Source organism: Pseudomonas sp. LH1G9 (assembly GCF_002949975.1).
GTDB lineage: Bacteria > Pseudomonadota > Gammaproteobacteria > Pseudomonadales > Pseudomonadaceae > Aquipseudomonas > Aquipseudomonas veronii.
Genome location: NZ_CP026880.1, coordinates 5,497,958 through 5,509,991, shown reverse-complemented (window position 1 = coordinate 5,509,991; position 12,034 = coordinate 5,497,958). Strand labels below are relative to the sequence as shown.

11 protein-coding genes and 6 pseudogenes are annotated in these 12,034 nt (G+C 62.9%); 11 read left to right on the top strand and 6 right to left on the bottom strand.

What is annotated here, in order from left to right:
* The first annotated feature begins 42 nt into the window (after positions 1-42).
* A complete protein-coding gene (locus tag C5F70_RS25375; RefSeq protein ID WP_017846061.1) occupies positions 43-786 on the top strand; it encodes a hypothetical protein in 744 nt (247 codons plus the stop codon).
* A 128-nt stretch (positions 787-914) separates the two neighbouring features.
* Here the strand turns inward: C5F70_RS25375 and C5F70_RS25370 are convergent, their stop codons facing one another.
* Entirely contained in the window at positions 915-1,766 is an 852-nt protein-coding gene (locus C5F70_RS25370; protein ID WP_104904244.1) for an SDR family oxidoreductase, read from the bottom strand.
* A 189-nt stretch (positions 1,767-1,955) separates the two neighbouring features.
* Here C5F70_RS25370 and exbB point away from each other — a divergent pair, with 189 nt between their 5' ends.
* The 6 genes from exbB to C5F70_RS25340 all read left to right on the top strand — a co-directional run bounded on the left by exbB (position 1,956) and on the right by C5F70_RS25340 (position 8,817).
* The gene (exbB, locus tag C5F70_RS25365; protein WP_104904243.1) at positions 1,956-2,927 is read left to right on the top strand and encodes a tonB-system energizer ExbB; all 972 of its coding nucleotides are present in this window, start codon (positions 1,956-1,958) and stop codon (positions 2,925-2,927) included.
* Positions 2,928-2,933: 6 nt separating this feature from the next.
* Positions 2,934-3,359 carry a TonB system transport protein ExbD gene (exbD, locus tag C5F70_RS25360; RefSeq protein ID WP_017846064.1) on the top strand — a complete coding sequence of 142 codons (426 nt, stop codon included), beginning with the start codon at positions 2,934-2,936 and terminating at the stop codon, positions 3,357-3,359.
* On the top strand, positions 3,356-4,105 hold the full coding sequence (locus tag C5F70_RS25355) for an energy transducer TonB (protein ID WP_017846065.1): 750 nt from the start codon (positions 3,356-3,358) through the stop codon (positions 4,103-4,105). Before exbD ends, C5F70_RS25355 begins: the two co-directional genes overlap by 4 nt.
* A gap of 229 nt (positions 4,106-4,334) precedes the next feature.
* Positions 4,335-5,255 carry a hydrogen peroxide-inducible genes activator gene (locus C5F70_RS25350; RefSeq protein ID WP_046488968.1) on the top strand — a complete coding sequence of 307 codons (921 nt, stop codon included), beginning with the start codon at positions 4,335-4,337 and terminating at the stop codon, positions 5,253-5,255.
* 8 nt (positions 5,256-5,263) lie between these two features.
* A complete protein-coding gene (gene recG / locus C5F70_RS25345; protein WP_017846067.1) occupies positions 5,264-7,339 on the top strand; it encodes an ATP-dependent DNA helicase RecG in 2,076 nt (691 codons plus the stop codon).
* Between the two features lie 77 nt (positions 7,340-7,416).
* Positions 7,417-8,817 (top strand): aminoacyl-tRNA deacylase and HDOD domain-containing protein, encoded by a 1,401-nt coding sequence (locus C5F70_RS25340; protein ID WP_017846068.1) that lies wholly within the window; start codon positions 7,417-7,419, stop codon positions 8,815-8,817.
* Between the two features lie 110 nt (positions 8,818-8,927).
* Here C5F70_RS25340 and C5F70_RS25335 read toward each other — a convergent pair.
* Positions 8,928-9,041: pseudogene (locus C5F70_RS25335) on the bottom strand (helicase); the annotation flags it as partial.
* Between the two features lie 11 nt (positions 9,042-9,052).
* Between C5F70_RS25335 and C5F70_RS25330 the strand changes: the two are divergent.
* A pseudogene (locus tag C5F70_RS25330) lies at positions 9,053-9,274 on the top strand (histidine kinase); the annotation flags it as partial.
* Here C5F70_RS25330 and C5F70_RS31640 read toward each other — a convergent pair.
* Positions 9,261-9,425, bottom strand: a pseudogene (locus C5F70_RS31640) (hypothetical protein); the annotation flags it as partial. The pseudogenes C5F70_RS25330 and C5F70_RS31640 overlap by 14 nt on opposite strands.
* Positions 9,426-9,427: 2 nt before the next feature.
* On the opposite strand from C5F70_RS31640, the pseudogene C5F70_RS25320 reads away from it, so the two are divergent.
* Positions 9,428-9,649, top strand: a pseudogene (locus C5F70_RS25320) (histidine kinase); the annotation flags it as partial.
* A gap of 186 nt (positions 9,650-9,835) precedes the next feature.
* Entirely contained in the window at positions 9,836-10,006 is a 171-nt protein-coding gene (locus C5F70_RS25315) for a hypothetical protein (RefSeq protein ID WP_017849964.1), read from the top strand.
* Between the two features lie 108 nt (positions 10,007-10,114).
* On the opposite strand, the pseudogene C5F70_RS25310 reads toward C5F70_RS25315, so the two are convergent.
* Positions 10,115-10,228, bottom strand: a pseudogene (locus C5F70_RS25310) (helicase); the annotation flags it as partial.
* An 11-nt stretch (positions 10,229-10,239) separates the two neighbouring features.
* On the opposite strand from C5F70_RS25310, the pseudogene C5F70_RS25305 reads away from it, so the two are divergent.
* Positions 10,240-10,461: pseudogene (locus C5F70_RS25305) on the top strand (histidine kinase); the annotation flags it as partial.
* 108 nt (positions 10,462-10,569) lie between these two features.
* On the opposite strand, the gene C5F70_RS25300 reads toward C5F70_RS25305, so the two are convergent.
* Both C5F70_RS25300 and tagQ read right to left on the bottom strand, forming a co-directional pair.
* Complete coding sequence (locus C5F70_RS25300; protein ID WP_046385148.1) at positions 10,570-10,944, bottom strand: hypothetical protein; 375 nt, start codon at positions 10,942-10,944, stop codon at positions 10,570-10,572.
* Positions 10,945-11,068: 124 nt separating this feature from the next.
* Positions 11,069-11,998: a type VI secretion system-associated lipoprotein TagQ gene (tagQ, locus tag C5F70_RS25295; protein ID WP_046381641.1), complete on the bottom strand. Its 930-nt coding sequence runs from the start codon at positions 11,996-11,998 to the stop codon at positions 11,069-11,071.
* Positions 11,999-12,034: the final 36 nt, after the last annotated feature.

Here is a 12,034-nt window from a genome sequence, read left to right as displayed (position 1 = left end):
CCTCCACAGGCTGCGCCGACTTCGTTTTAAAAGGATTTCATGATGCGCAAAGCGCTTGTAGCCTCTTCGTTGCTCGCCCTGTTGCTCGGCGGCTGTGCCAGCAACCCCGCCGACCTGGATGTGAGCGGCACCTGGATCAACCAGGTTGCCATCGACGCGGCAGCCAAGGGCGGCCCTTTGCGTGAAGCACTGCAGAGCTTTGGCCCGAACCTCGAGTGGGACGTCAACACCAAGGCCCTGCAGGCCCGCTACTACAACGGTTTTGAAGTAGCGGAAGGCAAGTTGCTCGGTGAGAAGCCCGGTGCCTGGAGCGTCGACTTCTACGGCAGCGCCGCCACCGATCTCAAGCGCAAAGGTCGGCAACTGCTGCAAGTGGCCAACGACAACGAGCCCGAACAGCTGTTTGCCCGCGCCAAGGAACCTGCACCGGAAGGCGCGCCATTGGGCGCCAACTTCGAGCGCGCGCTGTACGCCGCTTATATGGGCGGCGACTGGAAAATCGCCAACGGCAATGGCGAAGGCGCCACCGTGCAGTTCCAGGCCAACGGCCAAGTGGCCGGCCTGCCGGGCGCCGATCGATATTCGTTATGCCTGGCGGGTGATTGCGCCTCCATGAGCGGCGGCTACGACAGCATGTGGTTGCAGCGCAACGGCGTGGGCAATGCGTGGATCTTTGCACGCAAGGGCAAGCAGCTGGAAATCTTCCAGGCGATCAATACCTCGCAGGCCGACGAAGTGCCCTCGTTTACACCGGGGCCACGCCAGTGGCTGCTTGAAAAACAATAACCGTCATCCCACAGACCTGAATGTGGGAGGGGCGCTGCGACGATTCGACTTGCTCCCGATCGCGGTGCATCAGCCACTACAACCGTGGCTGACAGAGCAAGCCCCCTCCCACCTTTTCTGACCGCGGCTCAGCCCTTCAGGATGGCCGCGTAGCCTTCGCGATAACTCGGATACGTCGGCACCCAGCCCAACGCCTTGGCCCGGGCGTTGCTGCATTGCTTGCTCCCGGCGCGGCGCACACTGGCGTCATCGGACCATTGCGTCACACCCAGGTACTCACGCAACCAGGCCACCACCTCGGCCAACGGCGCCGGTGCGTCATCGACACCGATATAGATGCGATCCAGCGAACCGCCCTGCTCCACATGCCGCAACAAAAACGCCAGCAGGCCAGCCGCATCATCGACGTGGATCCGGTTGCCATATAAAGGCGGATCGATCGCCACGCGATAACCCTGGCGCACCTGCGTCAGCAGCCACTCGCGGCCCGGCCCGTAAATCCCGGTCAAGCGCACGATGCTCGCCGCAATGCCGCTGTTCAGCGCGATTTGCTCGGCTTCCAGCATCACCTGCCCGGAATAGCCTTTTGCCTGGGTCTCGGACGTTTCGTCGACCCATTCGCCCTGCTGCTGCCCATACACACTGCTGCTGGACACAAACAGCAGATGCTTGGGCTGCTGGCCGTAATCCTTCAACCACTCCAACACATGCTGCAACCCTTGCACGTAAGCGGCGCGATAACCGGCTTCGTCGTGATCCGTCGCCGCCGCGCAATACACCAGGTAATCCACCCCGCCGATCGGCCAGGTGTCAGGGCAATTCTTATTGAACAGGTCACCGGCAATGCCGATCACGCCATCGGGCAGGCGCGAAATATCACGCCGCAGGCCATGAACCTCCCATTCCGAGGCGAGCAATTGGCTGGCCAGCCGACTCCCCACATCGCCACAACCGGCAATCACAACAGAAGGCGCAGACATCACAAAACTCCGTACTGAAAGGTCTAGATTAGCCGTCGCAGGAGACCAGCGGCCAGAAAAAGGACAAATAAAGTTACTGTATTACTTCTGTTAACAAGAATTACTTGCAATAATAACGACCCATTTGTCCTCGACCTCGCAGGGTCTGGAAGGACGATCACTCATTTTTTTCTCTCAGGTCCGGCCAGCATGACACGTAATACACACCCCGCTTCGCCAACCAAACTTCACAGTCCATCCCGCGCCTGGCGTGCGATTGCGGCGCTGCTGTTCAGCGTACTGCTGGCACCGACCGCCGCATTCGCTGATGCCACCGCGCCGGCGGCTCCTGCTGCTGCCGAACAGAATGCCACCGCCGCCCCTGCGGTGCCGGCCGCCACAGACCCAGCCCAGGCTGCAGCGCCGGCCCCCGCCGACGAACCCGGCGTGGTGCTGGAAGAAAACAACACCCTTGGCATGGCCCACGACCTGTCGCCATGGGGCATGTACCAAAACGCTGACGTGGTGGTGAAAGCCGTGATGATCGGCCTGGCCATCGCCTCGATCATCACCTGGACCATCTGGATCGCCAAAGGCTTCGAACTGCTGGGCGCCAAGCGCCGCCTGCGCAGCGAGATCGTCCACCTGAAAAAGGCCACCACCCTCAAGGAAGCCAGCGAAACGGCGACCAAGAAGGGCACCCTGGCCAATACGCTGGTACACGACGCGCTGGAAGAAATGCGCCTGTCGGCCAACACCCGCGAAAAAGAAGGCATCAAGGAGCGCGTGGCGTTCCGTCTCGAGCGCCTGGTGGCAGCCTGCGGTCGTAACATGAGCAACGGCACTGGCGTGCTGGCGACCATCGGTTCCACCGCGCCGTTCGTCGGTCTGTTCGGTACCGTGTGGGGCATCATGAACAGCTTCATCGGCATCGCCAAAACCCAGACCACCAACCTCGCCGTCGTCGCTCCCGGCATCGCCGAAGCCTTGCTGGCGACCGCCCTGGGCCTGGTTGCCGCGATTCCCGCGGTGGTGATCTACAACGTCTTCGCCCGTTCGATTGCCGGCTACAAGGCCCAGGTATCGGACGCGTCGGCAGAAGTCCTGCTGCTGGTCAGCCGCGACCTCGATCACCTGCCTTCCGAGCGCAGCTCGCAACCGCACATGGTGAAAGTGGGGTAATCGGCCATGGGCCTGCATTTGAATCAAGGCGACGACGAACTCGTCGAGAACCACGAAATCAACGTCACGCCGTTTATCGACGTGATGCTGGTGCTGCTGATCATCTTCATGGTGGCGGCCCCCTTGGCCACCGTGGATATCAAGGTCGACCTGCCCGCCTCCAGCGCCAAACCCGCGCCGCGGCCGGAGAAACCGATTTTCCTCAGCGTCAAGGCGGACCAGCGCCTGTTCCTGGGCGAAGAAGAAGTCAAAGCCGAAACCCTGGGGCCGGCGCTCGACGCCAAGACCCAAGGCAAGAAAGACACGACGATCTTCTTCCAGGCCGACAAAGGCGTGGACTACGGCGACCTGATGAGCGTGATGGATGCCCTGCGGGCAGCCGGCTACCTCAAGGTCGGCCTGGTCGGACTTGAGACGGCAGCCAAAAAATGATCACGACGCGCCACAAACTGACGCGTTATGGCACCAGCCTCGCCGTCGTGCTGGGCGTGCATGCCATCGCGATTGCCATCGCGCTCCACTGGTCGGCGCCGCGCACGGTCCAGCTGCCACCGGCGGCCATGGTCATCGACCTGGCGCCGATGCCCGCACCGCCGCCGCCGGCACCGCCCAAGGTGGTCACGCCGCCGCAGCCGCCCGCCCCGGTGGAAGAGCTGCCGCTGCCGAAACTGGCCGAAGCGCCCAAGCCGACGATCCAGGTGCCCAAGCCGGTCAAGCCCAAGCCGAAACCCCAGCCGCCCAAACCGGAGGAGAAAAAGCCCGAGCCGCCCAAGGAGAAACCTTCCGAGACGCCACCAAGCGACACGCCGCCGACCAATACACCGGCGGAGAAATCGGCCCAGCCCGCACCGGGCCCGTCGCCGCAACAGGTCGCCGCCAAAGCCTCCTGGGAAGGCGCCCTGCTGGCGCACTTGCAGAAGTACAAAAAGTACCCGCAAAGCGCGCAGAACAGTGGCAAGGAAGGCATGAATCGCTTGCGCTTCGTGGTCGATGCCGAAGGCAATGTGCTGTCCTACGAGTTGGTGGGCCGCTCCGGCAACGCCGACCTGGACCGCGCCACCCTGGACATGATCCGTCGCGCCCAGCCATTGCCCAAGCCACCGGCCGACATGGTGAAAAGCGGCAGCATCGAGATCGTCGCGCCGTTCGTTTACAACATCGAGAAGCGTCGCCGCTAAAGGCACGCGCAGGGCTATGTGAGAGGGGGCTTGCTCCCGATGACGGTACATCAGTCGACACGTCCTCGACTGACCCATCGCCATCGGGAGCAAGCCCCTTCCCACATCGGGTTTTATCGCTTCAGCAAAATCTCGCACATTCCCCGCTCAATCCTTATCAAAGTTCTGATAACGTGTGTCTATCGATTGCAGCCGGTATGCTTGGCTCGCAACCTCATGGACGCCCGCTATGACTCTTACAGAATTACGCTACATCGTGACCCTCGCCCAAGAACAACACTTCGGCCACGCGGCCGAGCGTTGCCACGTCAGCCAGCCGACGCTGTCGGTGGGCGTGAAAAAGCTTGAAGACGAACTCGGTGTGCTGATTTTCGAGCGCAGCAAAAGCGCCGTGCGCCTGACCCCGGTCGGTGAAGGCATCGTTGCCCAGGCCCAAAAGGTCCTGGAGCAAGCCCAAAGCATTCGCGAACTGGCCCAGGCCGGCAAAAACCAGCTGACCGCGCCGCTGAAAGTCGGCGCCATCTACACCGTCGGCCCGTACCTGTTCCCGCACCTGATTCCGCAACTGCACCGCGTCGCGCCGCAGATGCCGCTGTATATCGAAGAAAACTTCACCCACGTGCTGCGCGACAAACTGCGCAACGGCGAGTTGGACGCGATCATCATCGCCCTGCCGTTCAACGAGGCTGACGTGCTGACCCTGCCGCTCTACGACGAGCCGTTCTACGTGCTGATGCCGGCCTCGCACCCGTGGACGCAGAAAGACAGCATCGACGCCAGCCTGCTCAACGACAAGAGCCTGCTGCTGCTCGGTGAAGGCCACTGCTTCCGCGACCAGGTGCTGGAAGCCTGCCCGACCCTGACCAAGGGCCACGACGGCGCCAAACACACCACCGTGGAATCCAGCTCCCTGGAAACCATTCGCCACATGGTCGCCTCCGGCCTGGGCATTTCGATCCTGCCGCTGTCGGCGGTGGACAGCCATCACTACGCCCCGGGCGTGATCGCCGTGCGCCCGCTCACGCCGCCGGTGCCGTTCCGCACCGTGGCGATCGCCTGGCGCGCCAGCTTCCCGCGGCCCAAAGCCATTGAAATCCTGGCCGACTCGATCCGCCTGTGTTCGGTGGCCAAACCGCCTGCTGCGAGCTGAGCCACTGTATGACTGAGCTGTCGCAGGTGTCGGTGACGGCACTCAAGGGTGTCGGCGAAGCCATGGCCGAGAAGTTGGCCAAGGTCGGCCTGGAGAACCTTCAGGACGTGCTGTTCCACCTGCCTCTGCGCTATCAGGACCGCACCCGCGTGGTGCCCATCGGTCATTTGCGCCCTGGGCAGGACGCGGTGATCGAAGGCACCGTCAGCGGCGCCGACGTGGTGATGGGCAAGCGCCGCAGCCTAGTGGTGCGCCTGCAGGATGGCACCGGCGGCCTGAGCCTGCGCTTCTACCATTTCAGCAACGCGCAGAAGGAAGGCCTCAAGCGCGGCACCCGCGTGCGCTGTTACGGCGAAGCACGCCCCGGCGCCTCGGGCCTGGAGATCTACCATCCGGAATACCGCGCCATTACGGGCGACGAGCCGCCGCCGGTCGACACCACCCTGACGCCGATCTACCCGCTGACCGAAGGCCTCACCCAACAACGCCTGCGCCAACTGTGCCAGCAGACCCTGACGATGCTCGGCCCGAAAAGCCTGCCCGATTGGCTGCCCGTGGAGCTGGCCCGCGACTATCAACTGGCGCCGCTGGACGATGCGATCCGCTACCTGCATCACCCACCGGCCGACGCGGACGTGGACGAACTGGCCCTCGGTCATCACTGGGCGCAGCATCGCCTGGCCTTCGAAGAACTGCTGACCCACCAACTGTCTCAGCAACGCCTGCGCGAGAGCATGCGCTCCCTGCGCGCCCCGGCGATGCCCAAGGCCACGCGCCTGCCCGCGCAGTACCTGGCGAACCTCGGCTTTGCGCCGACCGGTGCCCAACAGCGCGTGGGCAATGAAATCGCCTACGACCTCAGCCAGCCCGAACCCATGCTGCGCCTGATCCAGGGCGACGTCGGCGCGGGCAAGACCGTGGTCGCCGCCCTCGCCGCCCTGCAGGCACTCGAAGCCGGTTACCAGGTGGCGTTGATGGCGCCCACTGAGATTCTCGCCGAGCAGCACTTCATCACCTTCAAGCGCTGGCTCGAACCGCTGGGCCTGGAAGTGGCGTGGCTGGCGGGCAAACTCAAAGGCAAAAACCGCACAACCGCGCTGGAGCAGATCGCCAGCGGCGCACCGATGGTGGTGGGCACCCATGCGCTGTTCCAGGACGAAGTGCAGTTCAAGAACCTTGCGCTGGTGATCATCGACGAACAGCATCGCTTCGGCGTGCAACAGCGCCTGGCCCTACGCCAGAAAGGCGCGGGCGGGCGCATGAGCCCGCACCAATTGATCATGACCGCCACGCCGATCCCGCGCACCCTGGCCATGAGCGCCTACGCCGACCTCGACACCTCGATCCTCGACGAACTGCCGCCCGGCCGCACCCCGGTCAATACCGTGCTGGTCACCGACTCCCGGCGCGTGGAAGTCATCGAGCGCGTGCGCGGCGCCTGTGCCGAAGGCCGCCAGGCGTATTGGGTATGCACGCTGATTGAAGAGTCCGAAGAGCTGACCTGCCAGGCCGCCGAAACCACTTACGAAGACCTCACCAGCGCCTTGGGCGAACTCAAGGTCGGGCTGATCCACGGGCGCATGAAACCGGCGGAAAAAGCCGCGGTGATGGCGCAATTCAAGGCCGGCGACCTGCAACTGCTGGTGGCCACCACGGTGATCGAGGTCGGGGTGGACGTGCCCAACGCCAGCCTGATGATCATCGAAAACCCCGAGCGTCTGGGCCTGGCGCAACTGCACCAGCTACGCGGCCGCGTCGGCCGGGGCAGCGCGGCCAGCCACTGCGTGCTGCTGTATCATCCGCCGCTGTCGCAGATCGGCCGTCAACGCCTGGGCATCATGCGTGAAACCAACGACGGTTTTGTCATCGCCGAAAAAGACCTCGAACTGCGCGGCCCCGGCGAGATGCTCGGCACCCGCCAGACCGGCCTGCTGCAATTCAAGGTCGCCGACCTGATGCGCGACGCCGACCTGCTGCCGGCAGTGCGCGATGCGGCCCAGGCCCTGCTCGAGCGTTGGCCGGATCACGTCAGCCCGCTGCTGGATCGCTGGCTCAGGCATGGGCAGCAATACGGCCAAGTGTGACGCCTGTTTCACTTATCCGACCAACATTTGTATCAAGCTGGTTATACTCCAAAGACTGTACGAATTTGGATCAGGCCATGTCAGAAGTTGCCCACGCCGCCGCACCACTGACCGCCCCGCCGGTTATTCGGGCGCTGCTCGCGAAACTCTCCATCAGCTATACGGAAGTCGCCGAACATCCGGGCCTGAACCCTGCGCGAAAGATCCAGGCGGTGCTGCTGGAAGATGCGGTGGGCGCGCTCATGGTGCTGTTCCCGCAGAACCAGTTGCTCGACCTCAACCGCCTGACCGAACTCACCGGCCGCCGCCTGACATCGGTGTCGCCGGAACGTATCGAACGCATGCTGGGCAAGCATGACCTCAGCCTGCTGCCCGGCCTGCCGGCGCTGACCAGCTCACCTTGCCTGTATGAAGGCAGCCTGCTCGATGAGTCGAGCCTGCTGGTTCACTCGGGCGAAGCCGGTTTGCTGCTGGAGATCGCCAGCGCCGACTTCAAGACCATGCTGACCAAGGCCAGCGCCGCTCAATTCGGCGAGCCGCTGAGCAACATCCGGCCCAACCTCGACCGGCCCCATGATGACCGCGAGGAAATCACCCAGGCCATGCAGGCGTTCACGGCCCGGCGCATCCAGCAACGCCTGGAAGCGACCATCGAGATTCCGCCGCTGGCCGACACTGCGCAGAAAATCATCAAACTGCGCGTCGACCCCAACGCCACCATCGACGACATCACCGGCGTGGTCGAAACCGACCCGGCGCTGGCCGCCCAGGTGGTCAGCTGGGCCGCCTCGCCCTATTACGCCTCGCCGGGCAAGATCCGCTCGGTGGAAGACGCCATCGTGCGGGTGCTGGGCTTCGACCTGGTGATCAACCTGGCACTGGGCCTGGCCCTGGGCAAAACCCTGAGCCTGCCCAAGGACCACCCGCACCAGGCCACGCCGTACTGGCACCAGTCGATCTACACCGCCGCCGTCATCGAAGGCCTGACCCGCGCCATGCCGCGCGCGCAACGCCCGGAAGCCGGCCTGACCTACCTGGCCGGTCTGCTGCACAACTTCGGTTACCTGCTGCTGGCCCACGTGTTTCCGCCGCACTTCTCGCTGATCTGCCGACACCTGGAGGTCAACCCGCACCTGTGCCACAGCTATGTGGAGCAGCATTTGCTGGGTATCAGCCGCGAACAGATCGGCGCCTGGCTGATGCGCTACTGGGACATGCCGGACGAACTGTCCACCGCCCTGCGCTTCCAGCACGACCCGTCCTACGACGGCCAATACGCCGAGTACCCCAACCTGGTGTGCCTGGCCGTGCGCCTGCTGCGCAGCCGGGGCATCGGCTCCGGGCCGCACGAAACCATCCCCGACGAGCTGCTTGAACGCCTGGGCTTGAGCCGTGACAAGGCTGAAGAAGTCGTGGCCAAGGTGCTGGATGCCGAGGTGCTGTTGCGCGAATTGGCCTCGCAGTTCAGCCAGGGCTGAATCGGTAGCTTGTTAGATCGCTATCGGGGGCAAGCCCCCTCCCACATTTTGATCTGCGAACACGGTCAAGTGTGGGAGGGGGCTGTACACCCCGATGAATCCACCTCGGTCTACTGCTTTTTCTTCGGCTTCAAATACTTGGTCAAGCCCTGGAACCAGATCACCAGCGCCGGGTTGCCCTTGATCTGGATCGACTTGTCCTGAATCCCCGTCATGAACGCCAGGTCTTTGTCACCCAACCTACGACGGCCAATACGCCGAGTACCCCAACCTGGTGTGCCTGGCCGTGCGCCTGCTGCGCAGCCGGGGCATCGGCTCCGGGCCGCACGAAACCATCCCCGACGAGCTGCTTGAACGCCTGGGCTTGAGCCGTGACAAGGCTGAAGAAGTCGTGACCAAGGTGCTGGATGCCGAGGTGCTGTTGCGCGAATTGGCCTCGCAGTTCAGCCAGGGCTGAATCGGTAGCTTGTTAGATCGCTATCGGGGGCAAGCCCCCTCCCACATTTTGATCTGCGAACACGGTCAAGGAACCAGATCACCAGCGCCGGGTTGCCCTTGATCTGGATCGACTTGTCCTGAATCCCCGTCATGAACGCCAGGTCTTTGTCACCCAACCTACGACGGCCAATACGCCGAGTACCCCAACCTGGTATGCCTGGCCGTGCGCCTGCTGCGCAGCCGGGGCATCGGCTCCGGGCCGCACGAAACCATCCCCGACGAGCTGCTTGAACGTTTGGGCTTGAGCCGTGACAAGGCTGAAGAAGTTGTGGCCAAGGTGCTGGATGCCGAGGTGCTGTTGCGCGAATTGGCCTCGCAGTTCAGCCAGGGCTGAATCGGTAGCTTGTTAGATCGCTATCGGGGGCAAGCCCCCTCCCACATTTTGATCTGCGAACACGGTCAAGTGTGGGAGGGGGCTTGCCCCCGATGAATCCACCTCGGTCTACTTCTTTTTCTTCGGCTTCAAATACTTGGTCAAGCCCTGGAATACGCCGAGTACCCCAACCTGGTGTGCCTGGCCGTGCGCCTGCTGCGCAGCCGGGGCATCGGCTCCGGGCCACACGAAACCATCCCCGACGAGCTGCTTGAACGTTTGGGCTTGAGCCGTGACAAGGCTGAAGAAGTCGTGGCCAAGGTGCTGGATGCCGAGGTGCTGTTGCGCGAATTGGCCTCGCAGTTCAGCCAGGGCTGAATCGCTAGCTTGTTAGATCGCTATCGGGGGCAAGCCCCCTCCCACATTTTGATCTGCGAACACGGTCAAGTGTGGGAGGGGGCTTGCCCCCGATGAATCCACCTCGGTCTACTGCTTTTTCTTCGGCTTCAAATACTTGGTCAAGCCCTGGAACCAGATCACCAGCGCCGGGTTGCCCCTGATCTGGATCGACTTGTCCTGAATCCCCGTCATGAACGCCAGGTCTTTGTCACCCAACCTACGACGGCCAATACGCCGAGTACCCCAACCTGGTATGCCTGGCCGTGCGCCTGCTGCGCAGCCGGGGCATCGGCTCCGGGCCGCACGAAACCATCCCCGACGAGCTGCTTGAACGTTTGGGCTTGAGCCGTGACAAGGCTGAAGAAGTCGTGACCAAGGTGCTGGATGCCGAGGTGCTGTTGCGCGAATTGGCCTCGCAGTTCAGCCAGGGCTGAATCGGTAGCTTGTTAGATCGCTATCGGGGGCAAGCCCCCTCCCACATTTTGATCTGCGAACACGGTCAAGTGTGGGAGGGGGCTTGCCCCCGATGAATCCACCTCGGTCTACTGCTTTTTCTTCGGCTTCAAATACTTGGTCAAGCCCTGGAACCAGATCACCAGCGCCGGGTTGCCCTTGATCTGGATCGACTTGTCCTGAATCCCCGTCATGAACGCCAGTTGCTTGTTCTTCGCCTGCATCGTGGCGAAGCCATAGGCGGCGTCTTTAAAGGCAATGGCGAAAGCCGGCGCAGGGTGGACACCCGAGCGGCTGGTGATGCGCTGGTCTTTGACGATGAAGTGACGGGCAACCTTGCCGTCGAGGGTCTGCAACTGGAACGCCAGGTCTTTGTCACCCAACTGCTGCTGGAACGCAGGGTTGGTGCGGCTGGCTTTGCCCATCATCAGGCCCAGTACCCAGAGGAGAAGACGAAATTTCATGCACACGGCCTCGGTGTAATTATTGAGTGGCCGCAGCAGTGTAACGAATTGCCGAAAGAACGCCACCGATCTCGCGCTTTAGCCGGAGATCGGTTGGCGTTTACCGCTTATAGCAACAACTTGCTTATACGTTAGGGCACGGCACCGGCGCCCAGTCGGCCAGGTTCGGATCGCGGCAAGTGCCTTCGATCTGTGCTTTACCGGCGCTGGCGACCTTCTTGCTTTCATCTTGCTTGGTCTGGGCAGTCTGGAAGGTTCTTTCGGTGGCGACTGCTTCTTTCGGCACCACAGGCAGCGGCGGACGCTTGGTCACGACTTTGCTGGTCAACTTACCTTTCTTGGCCGGTACGACCGCCGGAGTGGCATCCGCTGTCGCCACGGTGACTACGTCGTTGCGCTGCACGCCCACCTGTTGCAGGTCTTTCTCGTAAGCCTGGGTGTAGTTGTTCAGGTCTTCGCTGGCCTTGCCGTTGACCGCGACGATCAGGTCATTGGATTCCTTCAGGCCGGAGACGATTTCCGCCAGGCGCTTGCGGCCTTCGGTGTCGTTGACGGTCTTGGCCTTACGGTCGGCCACCAGCTTGGTGAATGCGCTCTGGTAGCACTGCTGGGAGGCCTTGGCGTAGGCGGTGCTGCGGTCGATGTCGGAGGCGCTTTTATTGACGTCGGCTGCGTAGGAGCCAATACGCTGGTTGTCATCGGCGATCTGCTTCTGACGCTCGGTGTAGTAACCCGCCGCGCCGCCAGCCAGGGCGCCGCCCGCGGCACCGATTGCGGCGTTACGGCCGCGCTTCTCGGAGTCGCCGGTCAAGGCGCCGAGCAATGCACCGCCGGCAGCGCCGATGGCCGCGCCGGTGACGACCGACTTGGTCATGTCCGAATCGGTCGCGCGCAGGTGCTGCACCGGCTCGTAGCAGTTCGGGTAATACTCGACCTTGGTGCTCGACGCGACTTTGGACGTCGGCGACGTGGCACAACCAGTCAACACGGTGCTGAAACCGGCTGCGATCAGCAGCAAGTGACGCTTGGAAACCGCCTTACGGGAAAAAAGCATAGGTGTGTTCTCTTTTAAGTTTGACTTGCCCAGCAC

Coding starts and splice junctions, on each gene's coding strand:
- C5F70_RS25375 (WP_017846061.1), top strand. CDS start 43: ATGCGCAAAGCGCTTGTAGCCTCTTCGTTGCTCGCCCTGTTGCTCGGC.
- C5F70_RS25370 (WP_104904244.1), bottom strand. CDS start 1,766: ATGTCTGCGCCTTCTGTTGTGATTGCCGGTTGTGGCGATGTGGGGAGT.
- exbB (WP_104904243.1), top strand. CDS start 1,956: ATGACACGTAATACACACCCCGCTTCGCCAACCAAACTTCACAGTCCA.
- exbD (WP_017846064.1), top strand. CDS start 2,934: ATGGGCCTGCATTTGAATCAAGGCGACGACGAACTCGTCGAGAACCAC.
- C5F70_RS25355 (WP_017846065.1), top strand. CDS start 3,356: ATGATCACGACGCGCCACAAACTGACGCGTTATGGCACCAGCCTCGCC.
- C5F70_RS25350 (WP_046488968.1), top strand. CDS start 4,335: ATGACTCTTACAGAATTACGCTACATCGTGACCCTCGCCCAAGAACAA.
- recG (WP_017846067.1), top strand. CDS start 5,264: ATGACTGAGCTGTCGCAGGTGTCGGTGACGGCACTCAAGGGTGTCGGC.
- C5F70_RS25340 (WP_017846068.1), top strand. CDS start 7,417: ATGTCAGAAGTTGCCCACGCCGCCGCACCACTGACCGCCCCGCCGGTT.
- C5F70_RS25300 (WP_046385148.1), bottom strand. CDS start 10,944: ATGAAATTTCGTCTTCTCCTCTGGGTACTGGGCCTGATGATGGGCAAA.
- tagQ (WP_046381641.1), bottom strand. CDS start 11,998: ATGCTTTTTTCCCGTAAGGCGGTTTCCAAGCGTCACTTGCTGCTGATC.